Here is a 26,239-nt window from a genome sequence, read left to right as displayed (position 1 = left end):
CGTGACCGGCAACTGCGAGCACCTGCGCGGCGGGTGGAATGATCGGAGTTCGGGAACGCGGTTCGACGGCGGGTCCTCGCCGAAGGCGCGGGAACGCGTGAACCGGCTACTGGGGGACGGGTGGCCGCGGGGTGCGGCACCCGTCCTCGAACGCGGTGGATCGTGCGAGCACCGGGCCGTGCCCGCACGCCGCCCGCATCAGCCGTGCGCGGAGGCGGTCTCGCGGATGGAGAACCGGTGTCCCGGGTGGTCCTCCTGCAACCGCGCGGTTCCGGGGCCGTACAGCTTCTCGCGCATCGTCGAGCCCTCGTAGTCGGACCACATGACGCCGCGCTTCTGCAGCTCGGGCACGACGAGCTCGGCGAAGTCGGCGATGTCCTGGTACTTCACGGCATGTCCGAGGTTGAACCCGTCGATGCCCGTTTCGTCCATCCACCGGATCAGCTCGTCGGCGACGGTGGTGGGGGAGCCCACGATCGTCGGCCCGCTGCCGCCGATTCCCAGGAAGTCCGCGATGTCGCGCGGTGTCCACTGCTTGTCCGGGTCCATCTTGGCGAAGAGGTCGATCATGGTCTGCCCGGCGTCGGTCTTGACGTGCTCGAGGGGGACGTCCGGGTCGAACTGGGCCATGTCGAGGGCGGTCCAGCCGCTGTAGCGGGCCATCGCCCCGATGTAGCTGACGAGTTCGCGGTAGGACTCGTACTTGGCGCGGGCGAGTTCGTCGGTGGGCGCGCACACCACGTTGAGCATCTGCAGGACCTTCAGGTTCTGCGGCTCGCGCCCGTGCTCCGCGGCGAGCTCGCGCAGCGAGTCGACCTGCCGCTTGAGCGCGGGCGTGGACACGGCGTTGACGAACACCGCTTCGGCGCTCGACGCCGCGAGCGCCCGGCCCCGGGGGGATCCGCCTGCCTGGAAGATCACGGGGGTCCGCTGGGGGGAGGGCTCCCAGAGGGCGAAGCCGGGCACGTCGAAGTACCGCCCGTGGTGCTCGATGTCGTGGACCCGCGAGGGGTCGACGTACATGCCGCGCTCCGCGTCGCGGACGACCGCGTCGTCCTCCCACGAGGACTCCCACAGCTTGTAGCAGACCTCGAGGTACTCGGCGGCCATGTCGTAGCGCTCGTCGTGGGGGACCAGGTTTCCGCTCGCGAAGTTGCGCGCCGCGCTCTGGGCGTAGGAGGTCACCAGGTTCCAGCCCACCCGCCCGTTCGTGAGGTGGTCGAGCGAGGTGAACTTGCGGGCCAGGGCGTACGGGGTCTCGTAGGTGGTCGAGCCGGTCACGCCGAACCCGAGGTTCCGCGTCACGCCCGCCATCGCCGAGATCACCAGGGTCGGATCCAGGGAGGGGATCTGCGCGGCGTCGGAGAGGGCGGCGTTCGCGTTCCCCTCGTAGACGTCGTGGTACCCGTGCGAGTCGGCGAAGAAGATCCCGTCGAACCGGGCCTCTTCGAGCATCTTGGCGTACTCGGTCCAGAACGTGAGGTCCTTGTAGCGGTGGCCCTGGTCGTGCTCGTGCCGCCACATCCCCGCGGAGAGGTGCGCTGGACCTTGGAACTCGAAGGCGAACAGCCGCATCCGTCGTGTCATGACACCATCCGTTCAATATACGAACGTAATGTTCATTTGATGGAGGTCAATGTATGACGGGCACGTGCCCTCGTCAAGAGCGCTCGGAGCCGGCGCGACCCGCCGCGGGGGCGCGACAGGTCGCGCGGAGGCGGGGAGCGGAGTCGCGGGGGCACCTCCCGGCCCGGTGGGGACGGACCGCGAGCCGGGGGAGTGCGGAGCTGCGCGACGGGGAACTGCGAGTGCGGGGCTCGCTGGTCGGTGCTCGACGTGCAGGTCGACGCGCGTCGGCTCTCGACGGGCGGGGGCCGCCCGCGAGCGGCAGCGGAGGGGCTCACCGCGAGGCGTGGTGGTGCACCGGCACCCGGGGAGGGGAGTCCGGCGAGGCGCGGACCGGCGGCGAGCTCAGCCGGACGCGGTGTCGCGCCAGAACAGGTCGATCAAGCGGTCGACGATGCTCTGCATCTGGTGCAGGGCATCGGGGATGTGGGCGCGGCCGAACCGGTTCCGCGGACCGTTGAGGGTCAGGATGGCGACGAGCGTTCCCGCCGAGTCCCTGATCGGGCGGGAGAGCGAGAGCAGCTCGTACTCGAGCTCGTTGTCGATGATGGCGAAGCCCTGCTCCCGCACCTGCTCGAGCTCTTTGAGCAGGGTGGCCCGGTCGGTGATGGTGTGCGGGGTGAAGGCGTCGAGCTCCTCGGGCAGCATCCGCTGCAGCTTGTCGGCGGGTTGCTCCGCGAGCAGCACCTTGCCCGTGGAGCTGGCGTGCATCGGGTAGCGCTGGCCGACCATGTTGCGGGAGAGGACGCCGACCACGTGCGAGCCGGCGGCTTCGGCGATCAGGTCGAGACCGTCCTGCGCGTTCGGCACGGAGAGGGTCACCGACTCGTTGAACGCGTCGGCCAGTTCCTGCAGCAGGGGCTGGGCGTGGGCGACCAGCCCCGCGTAGGGGTCCGCGTGGCGCCCGAGCCGGGCGAGCTCCCAGCCGAGGACGTAGTTGGTGTCGAGCCGGTCCACCAGACCGCCCTGCTCGAGGCTGTGGAGCAGGCGGAACGCGGTCGGCCTGGTCAGCCCCGCCGCCTTCGCGAGGGTGGTGACCGTGGCCCCCGTGCGCGGTTGTGCAGCCAGTTCGCGGAGCAAGCGGACGGCTTTGGTCACCGACTTGTTGGTCATCTCCGCCTGCTCGGGCGCCTCGCCCACTACCGCCTCCTCGAACGCATCGATGTCCTGGACCGCTCGGGCCAGGGCACACGTTCAGTATAACGTCTGCGTTCACTTAATGGACGCGGGTCGGGTGCGTCGCTGCCCGGGAGGGGTTCGGACCGCGGCACCGGGGAGCGCGCGGTTCGCGCGGGAGGCCCGCGCGCTCGATCCGCGTCGCGGTGCGGACGTGGAGCTCGGGGAGGCGAGTCGGGTGCGCGGTGCGCGTTCCACGACCCGCCGCTGAGGAGGTGGGTGTCGTGCTGGCTGAGACCGCTTCAGCCGCGGACCAGCGGTGCCTCGCGCGCGCTGGTTTCGCTGCAGCCCGCCGAGATGCGGGCCGGAGCCGAGGGCGCGACGGCGGGCGGGCGCATGCGGTGAGACGGCATTGTCTCCCCCATTTGTCGATCGAACATTTTGTTCGACATGCGAACGTAACTGTGGAGGTGGTGGAGCGGCCCGCCAGCACGAGGCGCTGGTGCGCCGAGCGGTGGGACGTGGGCGCGCGGGGCGGCGCGGTGTTGCCGGCCCCGGGCGCATCGGTGCTGCGCCCGTTGTTCGGGCGATCGCCGGGCGGATCACCGCGGAGGCACCGGCGACCCGCCCGCCTGAGGGCGGTACCCGTGATCGGGACGCGCTCGTGCCGGCCGAAGTCCCTGTCCGGCCGGCACGAGCGAGGAGCGGCTGTTCACGCGCTCCGGGCGCCAGCGCCCCCGCCGTCGCGCGCGAGGGCCACGACCGTCGACGAGCGGCCGCGTCGCTGCGGACGCCGGCGGTCGTTCCCAGCGGTGCACCGATCCCGGGTGCCGGGGTGGGACCACCCCGGCACCCGGCAGGTGCCGCGGGTTTCACCGCTGCGGCGAGTCCCAGCGGCGCGAAACCCCCGCCTCGTTGACCGTCCTGGGCAGGCCGAGCGGGTTCGCCTCGCGGAGAGCGGGCGGCAGCAGGGAGTCCGGCGTGTTCTGGTAGCTCACCGGGCGCAGGAACCGGTCGATGGCCGCCGTCCCCACCGAGGTGTGCGAAACCGCGGTGGTGGCGGGGTACGGTCCGCCGTGCTGCTGGGCCGGGGTCACCGACACCCCGGTCGGCCACTCGTTGAACACGACCCGGCCGGAGTGCGCTGCTGCCAGTTCCACGATCCCGGAGAGCCGTTCCCGCTCGGCGTCACCGGGTTGGGCCGCGGTGTGCGCGGTGACGGTCAGGCTCCCGGCCACGGCGGCGAGGAGCTCCTGCACGTCCTCCGCGGAGTCGTACTCGGCCACCACGGCGGAGGGGCCGAAGGTCTCCTCCAGGAGGGCGGAGCTGTGCTCGTTCAGGTTCTTCACCGAGCCGGCGTGGAACAACGTCGGCGCGAAGGCGGGGACGCCGGACGGGTCCGCGGACTCGCTCCCGTCGGCGAGCACCTCGACCCCCGGGGTCTTCGCGATCTCGTCGACCCGCTCGCGGTAGCGCTGGGCGATCCCGGAGGTGAGCAGCCTGGCGGCGGGGGCTCGCCCGAGCAGTTCGCCCAGACGTGCCGGCAGTTCCGTGCCCCGCGGCAGCAGGAGCACTCCCGGCTTGGTGCAGAACTGCCCCGCCCCGAGGGTGAAGGATCCGGCGAACCCCTCGGCGATCTGCTCGCCGCGCTCGCGCTCCGCCTCGGTGGTGACCACCGCTGGATTGATGCTGCCGAGCTCGCCGAAGAACGGGATCGGGTGCTCGCGGGAGGCGGCGATGTCGAACAGCGCCCGGCCGCCGGCCACCGAGCCGGTGAACGCGCCCGCGGCCACGCGGTGGTCCTGCAGCGCCCGCGCACCCGCCTGCCGGCCGGTGATCACCTCGAAGGTCCCCTCCGGGGCGCCGTTCGCGGTCAGGACCGAGCGCACGATCTCCGCCGTTCGCTGCGAGGTGCGCGGATGCCCGGGGTGGGCCTTCAGCACCACGGGGCAGCCGGCCGCGAGCGCGGAGGCGGTGTCCCCGCCGGCGACCGAGAACGCGAACGGGAAGTTGCTCGCCGCGTACACGAGCACCGGGCCGAGGGGAGCCAACCAGCGGCGGAGGTCGGGGCGGGGACCGAGGATGAAGTCGGGGTCGTGCCGGTCGATGACGATCCGCAGGTAGGACCCGTCGCGCAGCACGTCCGCGAACATGCGCAGCTGGACCGTGGTGCGCTTCAGCTCACCGGTGAGCCTGCCTTCGCCGAGCCCGGTCTCCCGCACGGCCTCGGGGACCAGGGTCGCCGCCTCGGCGTCCAGCGCGTCCGCGACGGCCGAGAGCGCGTACGCGCGCTGGTGCGGGGTCTGCTTCCCCCAGACGGCCCCCGCTGCCGCGGCGGCGTCCAAGCACCGGTCGAGCTGCTCCTGCGTTTCTTCGGGTTCGGTCTGGTCGATCGTGGTCATCCGGGTGCGCTCTCAGTTCCTCGCGTCGCGTCGGGTGTGCTGCTGGGGATCAGATGTCGCGGTACCCGCCGAGGCGGCCGCGGTGGAAGACCAGGGGCTCGCCCTCGCCCTCGTCCATGGCGGAGACGTGCGCGATCACGATGAGGTGATCGCCGCCGTCCAGCTCCTGCTCGACGGTGCAGTCGATCCAGGCGTGCGCCCCCGAGACCCGCGGAGCGCCGTCCGCGGATTCGTGCCAGTCCACCGCGGCGAACTTGTCGTCGCGCTTGCTGGACAGCGCCCGGCACACGTCGTTCTGCTCGCTGGCGAGGACGCTGGCGCTGAACCGCGCTGCCGGGCGGATCTTCGGCCAGCTGCTGGAGCTCCGGTCGACGCTGAAGCTGACCAGGGGCGGGTCCAGCGACAGGGATTGGAAGGTCCCGACCACGAGTCCGACCGGACCTCCGGTGGGTACCTCGCGCCCGGCCACGACGACGACGCCGGTGGGCAGGTGTCCCATCACGTTCCGGTAGTGGTGCTGGTCGATGGTTGTCGAAGGCGAGATGGTCACGGTCGGATCCCTCCCACTCTCGGGTTGGTTCGGTCAGCGTTGCGGGTCGAGCTGCGCGGTGATTTCGCCGGCGACGTGCAGGCCGCTCTCGATGGCCCCGTCGATGAAGCCGCCCCACACGTTGGCGTAGTCGCTCCCCGCGAAGTGCAGTGCGCCCTCGGGGCGCTGCTGCGCCCGGAAGTACCGGGTGAGCTGGTGCGGTCGCTGGATCAGCCACGTCTCCCGGGAGTACTGGTCGGCCATCCAGTCGTGTCCGGTGACCTCGAGCACCTCCAGGTCGTCGCGCCACACGCGCAGCGCCTCCTGGACGGCACCGCGGTCGTGGGGGGAGATCTTCCCGGCATCGGCGCCGAACGAGACGAGGACGGCGTCCTCGTTCCCGACGAACTCGGTGCGCACGACCGACAGCGGGTGGCTCGCGGACGAGTAGGCGAAGAACGGCTTGATCGGACCGCGCACGCGGATCCACACCTTGACCCCCCGCGAGGCCGTCCCCTCGCGGCTCGCGGCGCGCTTCTCGGCGCACAGCGCGGGCGAGACGTCCAGCTCACCGAGGACGTTCTGGGGCAGCGTCACGACGGCGCGCCGCGCGTTGATCGTCTCCCCGGCCGCGGTGGTCACAACAGCACCGCTCGCGTCGTGCTCGATCCTGCGCGCCTCGGTGGAGGTTCGGATGTCGGCGCTGGTCTCCGATGCGATCGCCTCGACCAGCGAGCGGGTGCCGGAAGCGAGGCGGAACACCGCGGAGGCCTCGTGCATCAGGTGCCAGGAACCGGCGGTGGCGGCGGTCCAGCGCAGGGCGCTGGCGAACGCGGCCTCGTCGGGGGAGGCGTTGAGGTGCCCCACCCACGCGGCCTCGTTGGCGTTGTACTCCTCCACCGGCAGGTCGAGCTCGTCGAGCTTGTCCCGCACGGTGGCGCCGTCGACCGACGGGAGTCCCTCTTCCGATGTCGGCCTGTCAGGACGGGGGACCCATCGCATCGTGCCGGCCAGGAGTCGGCGCATGCCCGGATCGATGAGCTCCATGAAGCCGTCGAGCGTTCCGGTGCGGACCTCGTCGCCGGCCAGCCAGTAGGCTTCTTCGGGGCGCGGACCCCGGGTCACCTCGAGGCCGTAGCGGGTGATCTCGGCCCAGACGTGCGGTTGCACCCAGTGCAGCCACGTGCCGCCGATCTCCAGGTCCCGGCCGAGCCGGTGGTCCGTCCACACGCGCCCGCCCAGCCTGTCCCGGGCTTCGAGCACGACGACGCGCAGTCGACGCCGGCTGAGCTCGCGAGCGGTGATCAGGCCGGCGATCCCGCCGCCCACCACGACGACATCAGCTTCCTCGGTCACGGGCACTCCCTGGTACTCGGCGTTCGCGGGTGGTTCTCCGGGCAAGGCATCGTTGGCACTATATCATTGGACGCTTTGTTCATTATATGAACGTAACTGCCGATATTGTGGTCCGCGCTACCCCGTTCGTCAAGACCTCGCGGGAACGGAAAATCCGAGGCGTGCACGGCGGGGACTGGTCATGGGCACTTGACGCCCAGTGAAGCGATGCCTATCGTACCTGAATACAGTGTTCTAAATATGAACACTTTATGGGCGCTCTGCGAGCGCTCTACGGGTGCTCCTGGTGGGCACGATTGATGAACACTCCCGCGGGTGCTCACCGTGCGGCCGCCGCCTCTTCGTGGTGCTGCGGACGAGGCGTCGGCGGGAACCAGCCACGCGCGGTGGAGGGCAGTCACCCGGAACCGATCTACGTCGCAGGAGAAGCCGATGTCGTCGCCCCGTGTCGCGGAAGCTGTCGCTGCGCTCGCAGCCGGAGGGAAGGTCCTGGTCGTGGACGACGAGGACCGGGAGAACGAGGGCGACCTGATCATGGGCGCCGAGCACGCGAGCACTGACGACGTCGCCTTCTTCCTCGAGTACACCTCGGGTTTCCTCTGCGTCGCGCTCGACGAGCAGCGCGCCGAGGCGCTCGACCTCGACCTGATGGTCGCGGCCAACACCGAGAGCCAGGGCACGGCCTTCCTCGTCAGCGTCGACTACCGGCACGGGACGTCCACGGGGATCAGCGCCGGGGACCGGGCTGCGACCACCCGCGCACTGGCCGATCCGCTGCTCGAACCGGCGGACCTGGCGCGCCCCGGCCACGTCATGCCGCTGCGGGCCAGGGCGGGAGGGGTGCGGGAACGCACCGGGCACACCGAAGCGGGGGTGGACCTGTGCCGCCTGGCCGGGCTGAACGGCCCCGCTCTCCTGTGCGAGGTCGTGACCCCCGACCGGCGGCAGATGATGCGCCGGCCTGGTCTCGACGACTTCGCCGCGCAGCACGGCATCCCGATGGTCTCCATCGCCGAGCTGGTCCGGTGGGTGCGCGACGACGACACCGGCGTCCGGCGGACCGGCCAGGCCGCGATCCCCACCGACCTCGGCGTCTTCCGGGCCGTCACCTACCGGTCCGAGTCCGACGGGGTCGAGCACCTCGCCCTGGCGATGGGGGACGTCGAGGGCGCCCGGGACGTGCCCGTCCGCTTGCACAGCGAGTGCCTCACCGGTGACCTCCTCGGCTCGCTGCGCTGCGACTGCGGCTCGCAGCTGCGGATGGCGATGGAATCGATCGCCGCCGAGGGGCGGGGCGTCGTCGTCTACATGCGGGGGCACGAAGGACGGGGGATCGGCTTGGGGCACAAGCTGCAGGCCTACGAGCTCCAGCAGCACCACGCGTTGGACACCCTCGAGGCGAACCGGGCGCTGGGCCTGCCGATCGACGGCCGCGATTACCTCCCGGCCGCTCGCATCCTCGCCGAGCTCGGCGTCTCCTCGGTGCGGCTGATGACGAACAACCCGGACAAGTGCCACGCGCTCGGGGAGTGCGGGATCGCGATCAGCGAACGGCAGTCCCTCGAAGCCGTGCCGAACGAGCACAACGCCACCTACTTGGCGGCGAAGCGGGATCGCATGGGGCATCTCCTCCAGCAGCTCGCGTGAGAGGGCCCCTCGTCCTCGGCACCGCCGGCGCGGGACCGGGCGCACCGCGGACAGCTTCGCCGCCGGGTGCGCGCCACTCCCACCCGCGCCCGGCGGCGAAGCCGAGTTCGGTTCAGCGCTCGGCGATCATGTGGTGGTGCATCTCGCCGATGCCGCGCACGTAGCTGGTGAGTTCGTCGCCGGGGGAGAGGAACTGCTGGGGGCTGCGCCCGAGTCCGACGCCGGCGGGGGTGCCGGTGAAGAGGACGTCGCCGGGCAGCAGCGGGGTGACGCGGGAGAGGCGGGCGATGAGTTCGGGCACGGGGAAGACGAGGTCGGAGGTCCTGCCCTTCTGCCGCTGCTCGCCGTTGACCAGGCAGCCCAGCTCCAGGTCGTCGGGATCGTCCAGTTCATCGGTGGTGACCAGTACCGGGCCGACCGGGCCGAAGCCGGGGTGGGACTTGCCCAGGCTGAACTGCGGGGCCGAGCCGGCCAGTTGCCGGTCGCGTTCGGAGAGGTCCTGGCCCGCGGTCAGGCCGGCCACGTGCTCCCACCCGGCCTCGGCGGTGACGCGGTGCGCGTGACGGCCGATGACCACGACCAGTTCGACTTCCCAGTCCACGCGTCCCGGGGGCAGGGCGATCGCGCCGCGGGGCCCGGTCAGCGAGGTGGGGTACTTGGTGAACACCACCGGTTCGTCGGGCACGGCCTGGGCGGATTCGGCGGCGTGGTCGGTGTAGTTCAGTCCGATGGCGAAGATCTGCCGGGGGGCCGGGACCGGGTTGTCGAACGCGTGGGCGGGTGCTTCGACGATCGCCGAGTCGGCGGGGTCGAGGTCGGCGGCGAGTTCCCGCAGTTCGTCCCAGTGCTGGTAGGCGGCCTGCACGTCGGCGGGGAGGTGTCCGCCGCTGGCGCGGGCGATGTCCACGACTCGTCCGGTGTCTTCCACCAGGCTCGGACGCCCGGCGACGTTCGCAAAACGCACGGAGACCCCTCGTTCGTTGCGTCCGGCCGGTGCCGGCTGACCACACGTGTGTACAAGAGGGAGCGCGTTTCGATCAATGCGAACTCGGAAGTTGGTCCGACAAGCGCAAACCGGTGGCGTGCGACTGCGGTGAACGGCGGTGTGCGGACGGAGCCGGCGGTCTGAGGGGGCGGCGGGCCCGCCCCGCGTCACTGCGGAGGGGTCTCCACCGCCGGGTCGCCTCCGACCGCTCGGTCGACGACCTTCCGAGCTACGTCGCGGAGCTTGATGTTGTTGTCCTGACTGGTGCGGCGCAGCAGCGAGAACGCCTCCCGCGCGTCGCAGCCGCGTTGGGCCATGATGATCCCCTTGGCCTGGTCGACCACTTCCCGCGAGGTCAGGGCCTGCTGCAGTTGCTCCTCCATGCGCTGCTTGTCCGCGTGGCGCAGGAGGCACCACAGTCCTGTGGCCGCGAGGTTCGCGACGAGCGTGCCCAGCACGTGGTGTTCGGGGAAGGCGCGGGGGCGGGAGGAGTACAGCGTGATGGCGCCGAGCGGCTTGTCGCCCGCCAGCATGGGCAGGGTCAGCGATGAGCCGATGCCCGCCTCGCGGGCGTGGCGCGGGTACTCGCCCCAACGCCGCTCGGTGGCCGTGGAGCTGACCAGCACCGGGTGGTGTTCGCGCATCGCCTCGAGGATGGGGCCCTCTTCGGCCGCGTACTGGGTGTTCTCCAGCTTCGCGTGCGGGGAGCGGTCGGGCAGGATCGACACGAGCGCGTCATCGCGGATCACCGTGACCCCGCACGACTCCACGGTCTCGTCGGCTCGCACCGCCAGCAGCGCCGTTTCCCACAGCACTTCGTCGATCTCCGCCGTGCCCAGCAGCAGGTTGGGGAGCCGGCCGATCCCTGCCGCGAGGTCGGGGATCTCCACGGGGACCTCGCCCGCAGCGGCCGGTCCGGTCGCATCGGGCTCCGGTGCCGCGTCCTCGGGAGTGCGCCCGCGTGCCGCCGAGGAGTCCGCTTCGGGCGAACGCCGGCCGGTCGCCTCCGAGGCCGTCCGGGATGCGTCCGGTCGGTTGGCGTCCTCGGGCACTGGTGAGCTCCTCTCCTGGGCAGTCGAGTCGTTGCACGGTGCGTCCGCTGAGCGCGGGCGCTCCGGTGCGCCGCGCTCGGGTGAGGGCGAAGCGCGTGCTCCCTCCGAGCGCAGAGGGCTCGCCGCGTGGCCGAGCGAGCCCCGGTGCTGTTGCGAGCATCGTACGGGGCGGCCGGTTGCTCCTGCGCAGCCCGGTGTCGAGCGGTGGTGCGCGCACCTCTTCCGCGTGGTTCCCGCTGCGGATCGCCGGAGCTGCTCCTGGCTCCGACCCGGGAGTTCTGCCGCGGTACCTGCGCCGGGTGGGAGTTCGTGGTTTGGAGTGCGCGCTCCGCGGGTAGTACTTCCTGTCAGCAGCAGCGCCGTAGCGCGCCTCGCGCAGCGGTTCGCCGCGCGCGAGCGGGCTCCGGAGGAGCTGGGGGCGGTGTTGCACCAGTCGTCGAGGGCCCAGTTGTCGAGAGAGATGCGCAGCGAGGAGGTAACTGTGACGGATGCCGACGAACGGCGGGTCCGCAAGGTACTGCAGGGTCTGGAGTTCCCGGTGAGCAAGGGCTACTTGCTCGAGTACGCCGACACCCGCGAGGCCGATGCGAAGACGATGCGGGCACTGCGGGGGCTCGCGGACCGCGAGTACACCAGTACCGAGGACGTCGAAGCCGCTGTTCCCCAGCGGCCGGAGCAGTCGTGAGCCCGCCGTCCCGGGCGGAGTGATGAGCTCGTGGCGGTGCTGCAGGAGAGCCCCTCGTCCAGCGCCGGCACCCGACGTCGTACCGACGATGAGGAGGAGAACACGTGGACTTGGCGAAGTTGCGCCCGGTGTACGAGAACGAGGGACCGTTTGCCACGGTCTACCTGGAGGGCCGTTCTCCCGGTGAGGACGCCCAGCAGCAGGTGCGGCTGCGGTGGAAGGGGCTGCGGGAAGCCCTGGCCGCTGAGGGCGCGACTGCCGGAGCGCTGGACGCGATCGAGGAGGCGCTGAACCGCTCCGAGTCGGGCGAGGAGCACGGCGACGGTCGTGTTCTCGTCTCGGTGGAGGACGGACTCGTGCTCGACGAGCCGTGGGACGCCGCGCTCGGCACCGGAGATCACGCGCACTGGACGCGTCTGCCGGAGTTGGCCGCCTACGTCCGGGAGGAGGCCCGGTCGGTGCGCATGCTGGTCGCCGTCATCGACCAGGAAGGCGCGCAGATCCGCCAGGAGGTCTGCGCGGCGCAGCACACCGCGCGCGAGCTCGACGTCGAGAGCCTCGAAGGCGGCGCCGCGGAGGGGGTGCACAAGCCGCGGGGCGGAGCGCTGGCGCACAAGCAGATCCAGCGGCGGGCCGACGAGGCGCTCGAGCACAACGTCGGCGACATCGCCGAGCGGCTGAGCACGCTCCGGAACGAGTTCCACCCCCGAGTGCTGGTGCTGGCCGGCGAGGTGCAAGCGCGCAGCGCGCTGCGGGACAAGCTCCCCGAGGAGCTGGCCGATCTCGTCGTCGAAACCGACAGCAGCGGCCGTGACGACAACGCTTCGGAGGAGGCCCTGGCCGAGCAGATGAGGCGCATCGCCGGCGAGCACAGCGCCAGCAGCGCCGAGGAGCGCGCGGAGCAGCTCAACGCCGGGATCGCCCACGGGCGGGCCGTGCACGGCGATGCGGCAGTGGCCCGGGCCGCCGAGATGGGCGCCGTCGACACGCTGCTGTTCGAGCACGGCAGGCCGGCTGCGCGCGAGGACTTCCTGCTGAAGGCGTGCGCCGCAACGGGCTCCAGCGTCGACCTGGCCGCCGAGGGCACCGGCATGACCGACGGTGTCGGGGCACTGCTGCGCTTCCCCGTCGACGGCTGAGCCAGCACGCCGCACCGCGCCGAGACCGATCAGTTGGGAGAGAAGCGATGAGCACTGACCGCGCGAGCCTGGAAGCGGCCCTGTCCGAAGTGGACTTCCCCGCTTCCAAGGAGGACCTGGTTGCGCACGCGCAGAACCACGGCGCTGACGAGGAGACGGTCCGCTCCCTGCGCGCGTTGCCGGTGGCCGAGTACGAGAACCTGACCGAGATCGTCCGCTCCGTCCCGCTGGACATGGCCGAGGAGGAGGGGCAGTCGAGTTCGGACAAGGCTCAGCAGGCGAGCCGGCACCAGCACAGCGGGCTGGCGGAGCACCAGCGGGAGACCCCGGACAACCCGATCGTCGAGGAGCTGGGCGAGAACCGGGGAAGCTGAGCCCGGAGGAGCGCACCCGAACGTCCTGTCGTGCTGCGCCGAGGGGGTTGTGCGCACGTGGAGACCCACGCGCACGACTCGTCTCGGCGCAGCCCCTTCGGTGCGGCCGCAGCGCTCCCGGCGCAGCCGCAGCGTCGTCAGGAACTGCTGCCGGAGTTGCTGCTGTGCTGGGCGCGGCGCTGCTGTTCGCGGTAGCCGTAGGCGGCCTGGCGCACGGCCCGGTCGGACTCCAGGCTCGACCCCAGAGCGCCGGCGATGACTCCCATGGTGGTGAATCCCCAGGCCAGGTTGATGTAGGTGCTGACGTGCTCCTGGTGCTGCAGGGTTGAGCTCAGCACGCTGCCGGGGACGAGGAAGGTGGCTGCGGCGATGTTGATGAGGAACAACCCCAGGTACAGGCAGGCGACGCCGATCGACAGCGTCAGCGCGGTCGAGGTGTTGTAGAGCCGGCGCAGCGCGGGGGAGTTGGTGCCGCGCCGCCGTTCCCAGAGCCCGTGCGCGGCGATGAGCCAGAACACCAGCAGGATGATGGACAGCACCGCGGCCAGCACTTGCCGCGGTGCGGCGATGTTGTCGGCCAGCTGCCAGATCGTGCTGGAGGACAGGCCGAACGCGCTCGTGGCGATGGCTGCGACCAGCGCGCTCGACAACCCGAAGACCAACCGCCAGGGGCGGTTGGTGCGCACCATGCCGGAGAGCAGCCGCAACCATCCGCTCACCCGGTTGGCGGTGTAGAGCAGTCCTCCTTCGGTGCTGCTGTTCGTGCGGTGCACCGGCGCCAGCGCGTTGGTGAGCCAGCTGTGCAGCCGGTGGTTGCTCGGAGCCGCGGTCGCCTGCTCGCCGCCGTGCTGGAACTCCTCGAGCAGCTGGATCAGCATCTGCCGCATCCGGCGGTAGGGCTGCACCCCGCCCAGAGCAGGCAGCGACACGAGAGCCACGCGGCGGGGCGGGTTGACTCCCGCGATGAGGGGGCGTCGGCGCAGCAGCACGGGCAGGTCCGTCAGGCAGATCGCGTAGACCCACTCGCGTTCGGCGCGGTAGCTCTCCAAGTGCTGCAGCAGCGTCTCGCGTTCGGTCAACCCCGCGGTCAGCGGTTCCGCGACGACTTCGATCGTCCAGGCGTGCCCGGTGCTCTCGTCCAGCCAGTCCGTCAGCTGGGCCGCCAGGCGGGCCCCGACCTGCGCGGGCATGTCCGGGTCGGCGACGATGCCGAGGACGAGCGCGCCCTCGCCTTCGCGCGCTCGCACGTCCTGGTCGTCACGCTGGCCGTCTCGGTCCACGGGAGCTCCTGCGGGGTTCGAACAGCAGTGGGCCGTGCCCGGTGATTGTGGCTCGTCGCCGGGGCTCGCGCCGGAAGCGCTGTGCCGGGTCACTTCGGGGAGTGCTGCTGATCACACCTCCGTTCGTCATAGAACGGGAGGATCACGGGTATGCGCGGAGCGCAGCGGAAAGACCCGATCGTTGGGAGGACGAGCGAGGATGAGCGGCAGCGCCGAGATCACGAGTCCGTTGAACGATGCGGAACGGGACACCGCTCTCCGCGTGCTGCAGAGCACTCTCGTCGATCTGGTGGACCTGCACCTGGTGGGCAAGCAGGCGCACTGGAACGTGGTGGGGGAGAAGTTCCGCGACGTGCACCGGCAGCTCGACGAGCTGGTCACGGCAGCCCGCGGGTTCGCCGACGAGGTGGCTGAACGCGCGGTCACCATCGGCGGCTCGCCGGACGGGCGGGCGAGCACCGTCGCGGGGAATTCGGAACTCGCCTCGCTCGAGGCCGGCTGGAAGGGCGACCGCGAGGTCATCGAGGTGGTCGTGACGTCGCTGGCGGGCATGATCAGCCGCCTGCGCGAGCGGATCGACGAAACGGGCAAGGCTGATCCCGTCACGCAGGACCTGCTGATCAGGATCAGCGGGGAGATCGAGAAGTCCCACTGGATGTGGCAGGCCCAGCTCGCCGGATGAGACCGCCCGGCGGCCGATCGGCTCCGCCGCGAAGGCGGGGCCGGGCGGTCTTCGCCGGAGAGCGCGCCGGCGGCGGTGCCTCCTCCTCGAGGTGCACCGCGCGGAGCGGGCGGGTACTCCTGTGAGCGGGATCGCCAGGTCCGGTGGATCTGCGGGCGGACCAGCGCACCACACCACGAGCGCGTCGGACGGAGGAGAAGCGCGATGGACGAGCAACGCGAGCACGGCGACGTCGTCGAGGCGTGCGACTGGTGCGGTCAGACCGTGGACCGGGACAACGCTCACTACGAGCGGCACTACGACGAGCAGAGCGAGTCGAACGTGGTGCTGACGTTCTGCAGCGAAGAGCACGGGCGGTTGTTCCGCGAGCACAACGGTCGGGGGTCGGGCTAGCAGCACCGCTCGCGGGGAGGTCGCTCGCAGGGCCGCGCCTCTGCCCGCGGGAAGCTCCGGCTCGAGGGGCCGCACCTGCACTGGCCGCATCAAGGCCTCCGCGGCAACGGCGTCCTGTTCGTCGACCTGGTCGGAGGAGTGCGGCCACGTGGGACCTGCGGTCCCGGGAAACATGTTCTGCACAGCAGAACGTTCTGTCCCGCAGGGCGCAATCGCCGCACGATGGGGCGTGCCACCGCGGAGCTCCGCGGTGGGATCGGCGACCCTCCGCCCCGAGGGCCCGAGGAGTTCGACGCCCGGAGGAGCCAGACCAGTGCAGTTCTACCTCGACGGTTACAAACCCGGGAACCCGTTCGTCGCGGAGCCCCACCCCTCCCTGGACGAGCGTCCCGCCGGTCTGCCGGACACGGCCGATGTCCTGATCATCGGCTGCGGTCCTGCCGGGTTGCTCCTGGCGGCCCAGCTCGCCGAGTTCCCCGAGCTGCGCACCGTGATCGTCGATCGGCGGGACGGGCCGCTCCAGGTCGGCCAGGCCGACGGCGTCGCGTGCCGCACGGTGGAGATGTTCGAGGCGTTCGGCCTGGCCGACCAGCTCATCCACGAGGGCTACCAGGTCAACGAGGTGACCTTCTGGCGGCCGGACCCCGGGGACGGCGCCTCGATCGTCCGCACCGGACGCATCAACGACGTCGAGGACGACCTCTCCGAGATGCCGCACATGATCGTCAACCAAGCGCGGATGCTGTCCTACCTGCGCGACCACATGCACCGCTCCGCCACGCGCGCCGAGCCCTTCTACGGGCTGCACGCCACCGACGTGCGGGTCGACGCCGACACCACCGCCGAGCACCCGGTCGCGGTCACGCTGCAGCACCTCGAGGACTCCGAGCCGACCGGCGGGACCTCGACGGTCCGCGCCCGGTACGTCGTCGGCTGCGACGGCTCCCGCAGCGCCACCCGGCAGGCCATCGGCCGCCGCCTCGAAGGCGACGCGGCGAACCAGTCGTGGGGCGTCATGGACGTCCTCGCCGTCACCGACTTCCCCGACGTCCGGCTCAAGTCCGCCATCAACTCCGAGCAGGGCAGCATCCTGATCATCCCGCGGGAGGGCGGTTACCTGGTCCGGCTCTACATCGAGCTCGACAACGACCGCGACGCCGAGATGCTCCGCGAGCGCAGCGCGACCCCGGAGAAGCTCACCGCGGTCGCCAACCGCATCCTGCACCCCTACAGCATCGACGTGAAGCACGTCGGCTGGTGGGCGGTCTACGAGGTCGGCCAGCGCCTGTGCGAGCGCTTCGACGACGTCGACGAGGGCGACACCCGCCTGCCGCGGGTCTTCATCGCCGGCGACGCCTGCCACACGCACAGCGCGAAGGCCGGGCAGGGGATGAACGTCTCGATGGCCGACGCCTGGAACCTCGGGTGGAAGCTCGGCACCGTGCTCCGCGGGACCTCGCGGCCCGAGGTGCTGCGCACCTACTCCGCTGAGCGGCAGGAGGTCGCCCGGCAGCTCATCGACTTCGACCGGGAGTTCGCGGCGCTGTTCAGCGAGCGGCCGGACGGCGAGGACGCCGACCCCGCCCGGTTCCAGCGCTACTTCCGCGAGCAGGGGCGGTTCACCGCCGGTGTCGCGGTCCGCTACGAGCCCTCCGCGCTCACCGCGGCACCGACCCACCAGCACCTGGCGGAGGGCCTGCCGGTCGGGATGCGGTTCCACTCCGCGCCGGTCGTCCGGCTGGCCGACGCCAAACCGATGCACCTCGGCCACGCCGCCCGGGCGGACGGTGCCTGGCGCCTCTACGCGTTCGCCGACCGGCCCCACCCCGGCTCCCCCTGTTCCCGGCTGCGGGAACTGGCCGGTTTCCTGGCCTCGGCCGACTCGCCGATCGCCCGGTTCACCCCCGCAGGCGCCGATCCCGACTCGGTGCTCGACCTCCGGGCGGTGCTCCAGCAGGGGCACCGCGAGCTCACCGTCGAGGACCTGCCGCCGGTCCTCCTGCCCCGCAAGGGGCCGTTCGGGCTCGTGGACTACGAGAAGGTCTTCTGCCCCGACCCGGCCAGCGACGTCTTCGACCGGCGCGGCTTGGACCGGGAGCGCGGAGCCCTCGTGGTCGTCCGGCCGGACCAGTACGTCGCGAACGTGCTCCCGCTCGACGCCCGCGCGGAGCTCGTCGACTTCCTCCGCGGAGCGCTGGTCGAGGTCGCAGCGCCCACGACCGCACCCGGCGGAGGAGCTCGTCCGTCCCGTTCGGACTCGCGGTAGCCCCGCGCCCGCCGCCGAACTACCCCTCGCGGTCCCGCGGGACCGCGGAGCTCGTGAGATCTGGTGCCGCCTCCTCCGGGGCCGCGGCCCTGCGGGCCTGGCCCCGCGCGTACACCGCCGAGACGATCAGCTGCAGCAGGTGGTAGAGCATGACGGGGACGATGACGGCCCCGACCTGCGGCCCGGGGAACAGCGCCCCGGCGATCGGGAGGCCGGTGGCGAGGCTCTTCAACGACCCGCACAGCACGATCGTGCTGCGATCCGTCCGCGGCAGCCGGAGCAGGCGCGTCCCGCCGTGCAGGAGCGCCATCACCGAGGCGAGCAGCACCGCGCCGAGCAGCGCCAGCGACGCCACCTGCGCCGCCCCGACCTCGGACCACGTCCCCGCGGTCACGCTGCTGCTGAACGCCACGTACACGATCAGCAGGATCGAGCCGCGTTCGTAGTGGCTGAGCGCCCGGCGGTTGTTCTCCACGCGCTCACCGATCCACCGCCGCGCGAGCTGCCCCGCGGCGAACGGCACGATCAGCTGGGTGAGCAGGGACGCGATCGATGCCGCGGAGAAGGAGGAACCGGTGGACAGCAGCACCGCGACGAGGACCGGGGTGGTGACGACCCCGAGGACCGTCGACATCGACGCCGAGCAGATCGCCGCCGGCACGTTCCCCCGCGCGGTCGAGGTGAGCGCGACCGAGGACTGCACCGTGGACGGAAGCGTGCACAGGAAGAGGAAACCGACCGCGAGCTGACCGGGCAGCAGGTGCGAGACCACCGGTGCCGACACCAGCCCGAGGACCGGGAACAGGGCGAACGTGCTCGCCAGGATCACCACGTGCAACCGCCAGTGGCGCGCCCCCGCGAGCACGGCGCGCCGCGACAGCCGCGCGCCGTACAGGAAGAACAGCAGCGGCACGGCGAGGTCCGCGAACCACGCCGCGATCGCGGCCGCGGATCCCCGCGCGGGCAGCACCGCGGCCGCGAGCACGGTCGCGAGCAGCGCGACCACGAACCCGTCCGGACGCCACCCCCGCAGCGATACGAGCTGACGCATGATCCTCCTCCGCTGACTGCGCCGAGTCTGCGCTGCGCACGCGGCGGGAGGAACCGCGGAGCACGCACTGACTGCTATCACGGAACGCGATAACCTCGGTGCGTGTTCGACCCCGTTCTGCTCCGGACGTTCCTCGTCGTCGAGGAGGTGCGCAGCTTCACGCAGGCGGGCGCGCGGCTGGGAGTGCGGCAGTCGACGGTGAGCCAGCAGATCCGCAAGCTCGAGCAGACCGCCGGACGCGTGCTCTTCGACAGGGACACCCACGCCGTCGACCTCACCTCCGACGGCGAGGCGCTGGTCGGGTTGGCCAAGAACATCCTCGACGCGAACGAGCGGGCCTGGAACTACTTCGCCGAGTCCGATCTGCGCGGCCGCCTGCGCCTCGGGATCTCCGAGGACTTCGCGCTGACGCGGCTGCACGAGGTGCTCGCCGACTTCCGCCGCGGGCACCCCCTGGTCGACCTGGAACTCACGGTGGGGCTCAGCGGCACCCTCGACGAGCGCCTCCAGCACGACCAGCTGGACCTGGTGCTGGCCAAACGCCGCCCCGGGCAGCGCCGCGGCCGCCTGCTGTGGCGCGAGCAGCTGGTGTGGATCGCCGCCCCGGGCGTCGTCCCGAACCCGGGCGAACCCGTCCCGCTCATCCTGTACCCGCCGCCGAGCATCACCCGCGAGTACGCGACCGAAACCCTGGAACGGCACGGGTCGCCCTGGCGGGCCTCCTGCACCTGCACCGGGCTCAGCGGGCTGCGTGCGGCCGCGCTGGCCGGCCTCGGCATCGCGGTGCACGCCCGCAGCCTCATCCCCGGCGGGCTGGTCGAGGTTCCCCGCACGGCCGGACTGCCCTCCCCGGGGGAGGTGGAGGTCGTCCTGCTCGCGCGGGAGGAGGCGGGTGACGCCACGGTCGAGGCGCTGAGCGCGGCGATCCTCGACAACGGGGACCGCTTGCGCTGACGGTGCCCGAGCGGTCGGCGCGGGGCGGTGCCTCGGGCGCGCCGGAGCACGCCGCGTCCGAGGCCGCGGTGCGGTTGCCGAGGACCCGCCCGCCCACGAGCGGGACGATCCAGCGGCACGGCGAGGCACTTCCGGACAGCCGTGCCGGGTTGAGCGCGCGGAGCTCCGGCGGTGACCGGTAGTCTCCGCGGCATGGCCGACATCGACTTCCGCTCCCGCATCGGCGTCTGGTGGACCAGCGACAGCTGGTCGATCAACGACGTGCTCGCCCGCGCCCGCGAGATCGAGCAGCTCGGTTACGCCTCCCTGTTCTACGGCGAAGCGGGTGGCAAGGAGAGCTTCACCCAGGCCGCCGCCCTGCTGGGCGGCACCGAGCGGCTGGTGGTCGGGACCGGCATCGCCAACATCCACGCCCGCAGCGCCCCGGCCGCCGAATCCGGCGCCCGCACCCTCGCAGCGCTGCACCCGGGACGTTTCGTGCTCGGGCTGGGCGTCAGCCACGCCCCGCTGGTGGAGCGCAGCTACGCCGGCACCTACGACAAGCCCCTGAGCACCATGCGGGAGTACCTGCGGACCATGGACGCGGTCCCCGAGCAGGTCGAGCCGGGCGCGCAGCGGCCGGCCCGGCTGCTGGCCGCGCTGGGGCCGAAGATGATCGAGCTGTCCGGTACCGCCGCCGACGGGGCGCACCCGTACCTGGTGACCCCGGAGCAGACCGCGCGCACCCGCGAGCAGCTCGGACCGGACGAGTGGGTGGTCAGCGAGCAGGCCGTCGCGCTCACCGCGGACCGGGAGACCGGTCTGCGGCGCGCGCACCAGCACCTGCACATGTACTCGCAGCTGCCGAACTACCGGAAGTCCTGGCTGCGGCAGGGATTCGACGAGTCCGACGTGGTCGTCGGCGGCTCGACCCGGCTGGCCGAGCACATGGCCGCGATCGGTGGCACCGAGGCGGTCGCGGCGCACGTGGAGCGGCACCTGGACGCCGGCGCCGACCACGTGGTGGTCCAGGTGCTCGGTGACGATCCCGCCGCCGACCCGATGCCCGCGCTGCGCGAGCTCGCCCCGGCCCTCGGGCTGAGCTGAGCGCGCCCGCCCCTGCGGCCCTCCCCGACCCGGTGGCCCGTCCGCCCCGCAGCGCGGAGGGGCCACCCGCATCCCTCCCGGCACGTCCGCGCCGTTCGGGACGTCGGTCACGCGCTCGCGACGGTGAGCCCGATGCGGTCCCAGGCGGTGTTGAAGTAGCCTTTGGGGTTCCAGAGCGAGGACTCGTGCTCCGGTTGCACGGTTCCCGCGGTGTCCCAGGCCCGCGCGGTGATCTCCACCTCGCCGGGTGCCAGGTCGAGGGTGACGTGCCAGTGGCACCACGACCACGGGCTGGACGGGGAGTCGAGCTCGGCCCGGTGCCAGTTCCGGCCGCCGTCGGCGGAGACGTCCACGCGGGCGATCCCGCGGCCGTCACCGGCCACTGCATACCCCTTGACGGTGGTGGGACCGGCGGTGACTGCGGCCCCGTCCTCGGGGGTCAGAACGGCCGAGTTGACGGCGAGCGGTCCCAGGGCCAGCCCCTCACCGGGCGGGGCGGTGTCGGGATCGACACCTGGCGGCAACAACCGGTACGCGGTGGCCTGGAAGAAGTTCTCCGAAGGGCGTTCCCGAACGGTGATGCGGTCGACCCACTTGACGCTCCGGGCGCCGATGTAGCCGGGGACGACGACGCGGACCGGTGCTCCGTGGACGGCGGAGAGGGGCTGCCCGTTCATCTCCCAGGCCAGCAGCACTTCCTCGCCGGTGGCCTTGGAGAGCGGGACGGAAGCGCCGAAGCGCTGCGGTGGCACGGCCTCGGGGGCGACGTCGGGGGCCTCGAACGCGACGTGGCCGGCTTCGCCGGAGAAACCGGCGGCGCGCAGCACATCGGCCAGGCGCGCACCGGTCCAGGTCGCGTTGGAGGTCGCGCCCCGCCCCCAGGGGTGCCCGGGGATGTCACCGATCTTCATCAGGCCGGAGCGCCGGTTGCCGGCGCACTGCAAGGTGGCCACCACCTGGTGGTGGGTGAAATCGCGTTGCAGCTCCCGCAGCGACAGCTCCAAGGGCCTCTCCACGAGCCCGTCGACCGCGAGCCGCCACGAGTTCGGATCCGGCTCGGGCACCGGGCCGTGGTTGCGCACGTAGAATTCCCCGGCGCTGGTCAGCGGCGACTGCGCCAGCACGGCCTGCGAGGGCTCCGCGTTGAACGGTTCCTGCTGGTGCACGGTCACGTCGCTGCTCTTGTCCCACGACATCGCTGTTCCTCCGGTCATCATGGCCTTTCTCGTCGAGGGATTCGCACGTTCTTGGAGGGGCGGGCGGTCAGGCGGGAATCGCGCTCTCGACGTCGGTGAGCATCCCGTCGATGCCGGACAGCAGCTCGTCCAGCACGTCGCCCTCGGCGATCAGCGGCGGCGAGACCATGAGCATGGTGGCGCCGCGGTCGTCACCTCGCAGGATCACGCCCGTGCGGTGGAACGCCTGCGGCAGGACCTCCCGCAGCACTCGGCGGGACTGCTCGTCGGTGAGTTCGCGTCCCGTTCCGCGGTCGGCCATCAGCTCGATCGCGTAGAAGTAGCCGGTGCCGCGGACGTCCTTGACGCACCGGTGCGCCTGCTGCAGGGAGTCCAACCCCTCGCGCAGCACCGGCCCCCGTGATTCCACATTGGCCAGAACGGATTCCTCGCGCATGGCGTTGATGGTGGCGGCTGCGACGGCCGTGGCCATCGGATGCCCGCCCCACGTCGCGCCGTGGGTGAAACCGCCGCGGTCTCCCGCGTCGAAGAGCTGCTCGACCAGGGGCTCGCGAGCGATCACCCCGCCGAGCGGGGCGTAGCCGGCGGTGGATCCCTTCGCGAAGGTGACGAGGTCGGGCGTGACGCCGTAGCGCGCGCTGCCGAACCACGAGCCGAGCCGTCCGAACGAGCAGATGACCTCGTCGGAGACCAGCAGGATGCCGTGCTCGTCGCAGATGCGGCGGAGCTCCTGCCAGTACCCCTCCGGCGGGACGAGCGCGCCCCGCCCGTTCTGCACCGGTTCGGCGAAGATCGCAGCGATGCTCTCCGGGCCTTCCTCGGCGATCACTTGCTCGATCCGCCTGATGCACTCGAGCTGCGCGGCGGGACCGCAATCCCCCAGCAGTCCCAGGGTGTTCGGCACGTGCCGAACACCGTCCAGCAGGGGTTCGAAGGACTGCCGGATCTTGGGGATTCCGGTGACCGACAGCGCCCCCAGAGTTGTTCCGTGGTAAGCCATTTCGCGACCGATGATCTTGGTCCGGTTCGGCTGTCCGCGGTTGCGGTGGTATTGGCGCACGAATTTCAGCGCGCTCTCGACCGCTTCGGAACCTGAGTTGACGAAGAACGTCGTGGTCAGGTCCCCGGGGGCCAGTTCGGCGATCAGCGAGGCGGTCTCCACGGCGGGCGGGTGCGCCGATCCCCAGTTGGTCGAGTAGGGCAGCAGGTCCATCTGCTTGGCGGCCGCGGAGACGATGTCGCCGCGGCTGTGCCCCAGGTTGACGCAGAAAAGACCGGACAGCCCGTCGAGGAAGCGCCGTCCGTCGCCGTCGAACAGGTGGCATCCCTCGCCGCGCACGAACACGGGCATGCCCCCGTTGCGCCACTGGTCGCCGCGGGTGAAGTGCGGGCCGAGGTGGCGACGCGCCTTGTCCTTGAGCTCTGCGGTGTCCACGCTTCCTCCTTCAGCACTCGTGCGGGGTGCGGCCGGCACCGGGGTCCGTCCCCGGGCCGCCGCCGACTTCGACGATGCCGAAGCTGCGCGCCCTCCGGGGAGAGCCAGTGGCGGAGCGCTCGGCGGGGCCAGATGCCGCGGTGGCTGGACCCCTCCGTGAGTCCGCTTCTGGTGCTTCTCGTGGAACCAGTCGTCACCTCATCGTCGAGCCACCCCGCTGATGGGGTGGCTGATAGACCAGGGCAGATGGGAGCGGAAGATGAAGATCGGTGTTCCTCGGGAGCTGAAGAACCAGGAATTCCGGGTGGCCGCCACGCCGGCGGGCGTCCACGAGCTCACGTCCCGCGGGCACGAGGTCGTCGTCGAACGCGCGGCCGGTGCGGGCTCGTCCATCAGCGACGACAACTACGCGGCCGCAGGGGCGAAGGTGCTCGACTCGGCCGAGGACGTGTGGGCGACGGCCGAGCTGGTGCTCAAGGTCAAGGAACCCGTCGCCGAGGAGTACGGCAGGATGCGCCGGGGCCAGGTGCTGTTCACCTACCTGCACCTCGCCGCCGAGCAGGAGTGCACCCGCGCGCTGCTGGATTCCGGCACCACCGGCGTCGCCTACGAGACCGTGCAGCTCCCGGACGGATCACTGCCGCTGCTCTTCCCGATGAGCGAGGTGGCGGGACGACTGGCGCCCTTCGTCGGTGCGCAGTCGCTGATGCGGACCAGTGGTGGGCGCGGCACGCTGCTGGGCGGGGTTTCCGGTGTGCACCCCGGCCGGGTGGCGGTGCTCGGTGCCGGCGTGGCGGGGATGAACGCGGTCGCGGTGGCCGCCGGAGCCTGGTCGGACGTGGAGCTGCTCGACAAGGACGTGGACAAGCTGCGCGCCGCGGACCGGATGTACCAGGGGCGGATCCGCACCACGACCTCGAACAGCTACGAGATCCAGCGGGCCGTCGCCGAGGCCGACCTGGTGATCGGGGCGGTGCTCGTGCCCGGGGCGAAGGCGCCGAAGCTGGTCACCAACGAGATGGTCGCGCGCATGAAGCCGGGCAGCGTGCTCGTGGACATCTCGGTGGACCAGGGAGGTTGCATGGAGGACTCCCGCCCCACCACCCACGAGGACCCCACCTTCCGGGTGCACGACTCGGTGTTCTACTGCGTGGCGAACATGCCGGGATCGGTGCCGAACACCTCGACGCACGCCCTCACCAACGTCACGCTGCCCTACGTGCTGGAGATCGCGGACCGGGGGCTGCGCGGTGCGGTGGCGGCCAGGGGCGAGCTGGCCGGTGGTGTCAACACGGTGGCCGGGCACGTGACGAACCCCGGTGTGGCCGAGGCGCTCGGGCTGGAGTGCGCCTCCGCGGAGCGGCTCCTCGGGTGACCGCCGGGAGGAGGGCGCCGAGGGGTGGTGGCAGCGCTGCGGTGAAGCTACTGTGCCACCCACTCGGTGCGTGCCCGAGGACGTGCGGGAGGAACCATGCCGAGAACGTTGATCGAAATCGACCGAACGTCCGACGAACCGCTGTACCAGCAGGTGCGGCGGGCGATCGAGCACGGGATCGCGGTGGGCACCTTCGACCCCGTGCACCGCCTGCCGAGTTCGCGGGAGCTCTCCGAGCAGTTGGACGTGTCGCGCAACACGATCAACCTCGCCTACCAGGAGTTGATCGCCGAGGGCTTCGTGGACAGCCAGGAGCGGCGCGGGTTGTTCGTCAACTCGGAGATGCGGCCGCACTGCACCGCCCAGGAGCACGACACGACCCCCCGCATCGACTGGTCCCGCCGGATCCGCCGTGCACCCGACGCCGAGGTGCCGCACATCGAGAAGCGCGCGGACTGGCCCCGCTACCCCTACCCCTTCCTCGCGGGGCAGGTCGACGTGAGCGCGTTCCCGGCGCGGTCGTGGGCACGCTGCTTGCGCGATTCCCTGTTCCACCCGCACATCTACCACAGCCTGCAGGACAGCGTCGCCTCCGACGACCCGAAGCTGGTGGACATGATCCGCAGGCACCTGCTGCCCTCCCGGGGCATCGAGGCGGCTCCGGAGGAGGTGCTGGTCACGGTCGGTTCCCAGCAGGGCCTGGACCTGCTGAGCCGCGTGCTGCTGGGGCCGGGGCAACGGGTGGACATCGAGGACCCCGGATACCTGGACGCCCGGCACATCTTCCTCCGCAGCGGTGCCGCGGTGCGCGGACGGGACGTCGACCAGGCCGGGATGCAGACCCCGGCCTCGCTGCGGGGCACGGATCTGCTGTACCTGACGCCGAGCCACCAGCACCCGACCAACGTGACGTTGAGCATCGGCCGCCGGCACGAGCTGCTGCAGCGCGCCGGGGAGAGCGGCACGGTCGTGGTGGAGGACGACTACGACAGCGAGTTCCGCTACCAGGGGCGTCCGACACCGGCGCTGAAGGCGCTCGACCGCACCGGTGATGCGGTGTACCTGGGCACGTTCTCGAAGTTCCTGTCCCCCGGACTGCGCCTGGGATACCTGGTGGGGCCGGCGCCGCTGATCGCGGAGCTGCGGCAGGTGCGCCGCTACGTCTGCCGGCACCCGGCGGGCCAGCTGCAGCGGGCGCTGGCGCTGCTGATCGAGACCGGGGAGTACCTGCGGTCGCTGCGCCGCTACCGCACCAGGCTGATGCGCAAGTGGGAAGCGGTGTGCGAGGGGGTCAGGCGGCACCTGCCGTGGGAGGAGGCGGTGTTCCCACCGGGAGGCGTGAGCCTGTGGATGACGGGTCCTCCCGAGCTCGACTGCAGGCGGCTCGTCGAAAGAGCCGAGCAGCGCGGGGTTCTCGTCGAGCCGGGGGACATCTTCTTCATGGACCCCGAACGCGGGCGCAACCACTTCCGCATCGGTTTCCCCGCTGTTCCGCTGCGCCGGATCGACGAAGGCCTGCGGGTGCTGGGGGACGTCGCCGGTGAACTCCTCGACGGGAGTTCGAAGAGGACGGGCTGAGCACCTGGTCCCGGATGGAGGATGCCGTCTGG

The 26,239-nt window shown here is 71.5% G+C and carries 22 protein-coding genes; 11 read left to right on the top strand and 11 right to left on the bottom strand.

Translation table 11 applies throughout. From position 1 onward, the window contains the following. Window positions 1–198 precede the first annotated feature (198 nt). From ACVGV0_RS14430 to ACVGV0_RS14410, 5 genes are all read right to left on the bottom strand, one after another. Window positions 199–1,587 carry an LLM class flavin-dependent oxidoreductase gene (locus ACVGV0_RS14430; protein WP_459156198.1) on the bottom strand — a complete coding sequence of 463 codons (1,389 nt, stop codon included), beginning with the start codon at window positions 1,585–1,587 and terminating at the stop codon, window positions 199–201. 384 nt (window positions 1,588–1,971) lie between these two features. Next, entirely contained in the window at window positions 1,972–2,766 is a 795-nt protein-coding gene (locus ACVGV0_RS14425) for an IclR family transcriptional regulator (RefSeq protein ID WP_459156197.1), read from the bottom strand. Window positions 2,767–3,614: 848 nt separating this feature from the next. Next, complete coding sequence (locus tag ACVGV0_RS14420) at window positions 3,615–5,144, bottom strand: aldehyde dehydrogenase (NADP(+)) (protein ID WP_459156196.1); 1,530 nt, start codon at window positions 5,142–5,144, stop codon at window positions 3,615–3,617. A gap of 49 nt (window positions 5,145–5,193) precedes the next feature. Then, window positions 5,194–5,694 (bottom strand): flavin reductase family protein, encoded by a 501-nt coding sequence (locus ACVGV0_RS14415; RefSeq protein ID WP_459156195.1) that lies wholly within the window; start codon window positions 5,692–5,694, stop codon window positions 5,194–5,196. 33 nt (window positions 5,695–5,727) lie between these two features. Continuing rightward, complete coding sequence (locus tag ACVGV0_RS14410; RefSeq protein WP_459156194.1) at window positions 5,728–7,029, bottom strand: flavin monoamine oxidase family protein; 1,302 nt, start codon at window positions 7,027–7,029, stop codon at window positions 5,728–5,730. A gap of 432 nt (window positions 7,030–7,461) precedes the next feature. Here ACVGV0_RS14410 and ribA point away from each other — a divergent pair, with 432 nt between their 5' ends. Further along, complete coding sequence (gene ribA, locus ACVGV0_RS14405; protein ID WP_459156193.1) at window positions 7,462–8,676, top strand: GTP cyclohydrolase II; 1,215 nt, start codon at window positions 7,462–7,464, stop codon at window positions 8,674–8,676. Between the two features lie 112 nt (window positions 8,677–8,788). Here ribA and ACVGV0_RS14400 read toward each other — a convergent pair whose 3' ends face one another. Continuing rightward, window positions 8,789–9,640 (bottom strand): fumarylacetoacetate hydrolase family protein, encoded by an 852-nt coding sequence (locus ACVGV0_RS14400; RefSeq protein WP_459156192.1) that lies wholly within the window; start codon window positions 9,638–9,640, stop codon window positions 8,789–8,791. 188 nt (window positions 9,641–9,828) lie between these two features. Beyond that, a complete protein-coding gene (locus tag ACVGV0_RS14395) occupies window positions 9,829–10,713 on the bottom strand; it encodes a GAF and ANTAR domain-containing protein (RefSeq protein WP_459156191.1) in 885 nt (294 codons plus the stop codon). 481 nt (window positions 10,714–11,194) lie between these two features. Here ACVGV0_RS14395 and ACVGV0_RS14390 point away from each other — a divergent pair, with 481 nt between their 5' ends. The 3 genes from ACVGV0_RS14390 (at window position 11,195) to ACVGV0_RS14380 (ending at window position 12,911) form a co-directional block, all read left to right on the top strand. Continuing rightward, entirely contained in the window at window positions 11,195–11,398 is a 204-nt protein-coding gene (locus ACVGV0_RS14390) for a DUF2795 domain-containing protein (RefSeq protein ID WP_459156190.1), read from the top strand. Between the two features lie 104 nt (window positions 11,399–11,502). Further along, the gene (locus ACVGV0_RS14385; RefSeq protein WP_459156189.1) at window positions 11,503–12,537 is read left to right on the top strand and encodes a baeRF2 domain-containing protein; all 1,035 of its coding nucleotides are present in this window, start codon (window positions 11,503–11,505) and stop codon (window positions 12,535–12,537) included. Window positions 12,538–12,584: 47 nt separating this feature from the next. Continuing rightward, entirely contained in the window at window positions 12,585–12,911 is a 327-nt protein-coding gene (locus ACVGV0_RS14380; RefSeq protein WP_459156188.1) for a DUF2795 domain-containing protein, read from the top strand. Between the two features lie 137 nt (window positions 12,912–13,048). On the opposite strand, the gene ACVGV0_RS14375 is transcribed toward ACVGV0_RS14380, so the two are convergent. Then, window positions 13,049–14,191: a hypothetical protein gene (locus tag ACVGV0_RS14375; RefSeq protein ID WP_459156187.1), complete on the bottom strand. Its 1,143-nt coding sequence runs from the start codon at window positions 14,189–14,191 to the stop codon at window positions 13,049–13,051. A gap of 199 nt (window positions 14,192–14,390) precedes the next feature. Between ACVGV0_RS14375 and ACVGV0_RS14370 the strand changes: the two genes are divergently transcribed. The 3 genes from ACVGV0_RS14370 (at window position 14,391) to ACVGV0_RS14360 (ending at window position 17,532) form a co-directional block, all read left to right on the top strand. Next, window positions 14,391–14,873 carry a Dps family protein gene (locus ACVGV0_RS14370; RefSeq protein WP_459156186.1) on the top strand — a complete coding sequence of 161 codons (483 nt, stop codon included), beginning with the start codon at window positions 14,391–14,393 and terminating at the stop codon, window positions 14,871–14,873. Between the two features lie 204 nt (window positions 14,874–15,077). Beyond that, a complete protein-coding gene (locus ACVGV0_RS14365; RefSeq protein ID WP_459156185.1) occupies window positions 15,078–15,266 on the top strand; it encodes a hypothetical protein in 189 nt (62 codons plus the stop codon). A gap of 313 nt (window positions 15,267–15,579) precedes the next feature. Further along, on the top strand, window positions 15,580–17,532 hold the full coding sequence (locus ACVGV0_RS14360; protein WP_459156184.1) for an FAD-dependent monooxygenase: 1,953 nt from the start codon (window positions 15,580–15,582) through the stop codon (window positions 17,530–17,532). Window positions 17,533–17,551: 19 nt separating this feature from the next. Here the strand turns inward: ACVGV0_RS14360 and ACVGV0_RS14355 are convergent, their stop codons facing one another. Continuing rightward, window positions 17,552–18,583, bottom strand: coding sequence for a bile acid:sodium symporter family protein (locus ACVGV0_RS14355; RefSeq protein WP_459156183.1), 1,032 nt, complete (start codon window positions 18,581–18,583; stop codon window positions 17,552–17,554). 102 nt (window positions 18,584–18,685) lie between these two features. Between ACVGV0_RS14355 and ACVGV0_RS14350 the strand changes: the two genes are divergently transcribed. Beyond that, a complete protein-coding gene (locus tag ACVGV0_RS14350) occupies window positions 18,686–19,537 on the top strand; it encodes a LysR family transcriptional regulator (protein ID WP_459156182.1) in 852 nt (283 codons plus the stop codon). A 192-nt stretch (window positions 19,538–19,729) separates the two neighbouring features. Further along, a complete protein-coding gene (locus ACVGV0_RS14345; protein ID WP_459156181.1) occupies window positions 19,730–20,623 on the top strand; it encodes an LLM class F420-dependent oxidoreductase in 894 nt (297 codons plus the stop codon). Window positions 20,624–20,730: 107 nt separating this feature from the next. Here ACVGV0_RS14345 and ACVGV0_RS14340 read toward each other — a convergent pair whose 3' ends face one another. Together ACVGV0_RS14340 and ACVGV0_RS14335 are read right to left on the bottom strand one after the other, a co-directional pair. Further along, entirely contained in the window at window positions 20,731–21,819 is a 1,089-nt protein-coding gene (locus ACVGV0_RS14340) for a sulfite oxidase (RefSeq protein ID WP_459156180.1), read from the bottom strand. Window positions 21,820–21,886: 67 nt separating this feature from the next. Next, the gene (locus tag ACVGV0_RS14335; protein WP_459156179.1) at window positions 21,887–23,254 is read right to left on the bottom strand and encodes an aspartate aminotransferase family protein; all 1,368 of its coding nucleotides are present in this window, start codon (window positions 23,252–23,254) and stop codon (window positions 21,887–21,889) included. Between the two features lie 259 nt (window positions 23,255–23,513). On the opposite strand from ACVGV0_RS14335, the gene ald reads away from it, so the two are divergent. Together ald and pdxR are read left to right on the top strand one after the other, a co-directional pair. Beyond that, the gene (gene ald, locus ACVGV0_RS14330; RefSeq protein WP_459156178.1) at window positions 23,514–24,629 is read left to right on the top strand and encodes an alanine dehydrogenase; all 1,116 of its coding nucleotides are present in this window, start codon (window positions 23,514–23,516) and stop codon (window positions 24,627–24,629) included. 96 nt (window positions 24,630–24,725) lie between these two features. Beyond that, on the top strand, window positions 24,726–26,207 hold the full coding sequence (pdxR, locus tag ACVGV0_RS14325; protein ID WP_459156177.1) for a MocR-like pyridoxine biosynthesis transcription factor PdxR: 1,482 nt from the start codon (window positions 24,726–24,728) through the stop codon (window positions 26,205–26,207). Window positions 26,208–26,239: the final 32 nt, after the last annotated feature.

The sequence above is a fragment of the Salinifilum ghardaiensis genome (genome assembly GCF_054491345.1).
The sequence above is the reverse complement of the archived record's forward strand: the minus strand, read 5'-3'. Positions and strand labels throughout refer to the sequence as shown.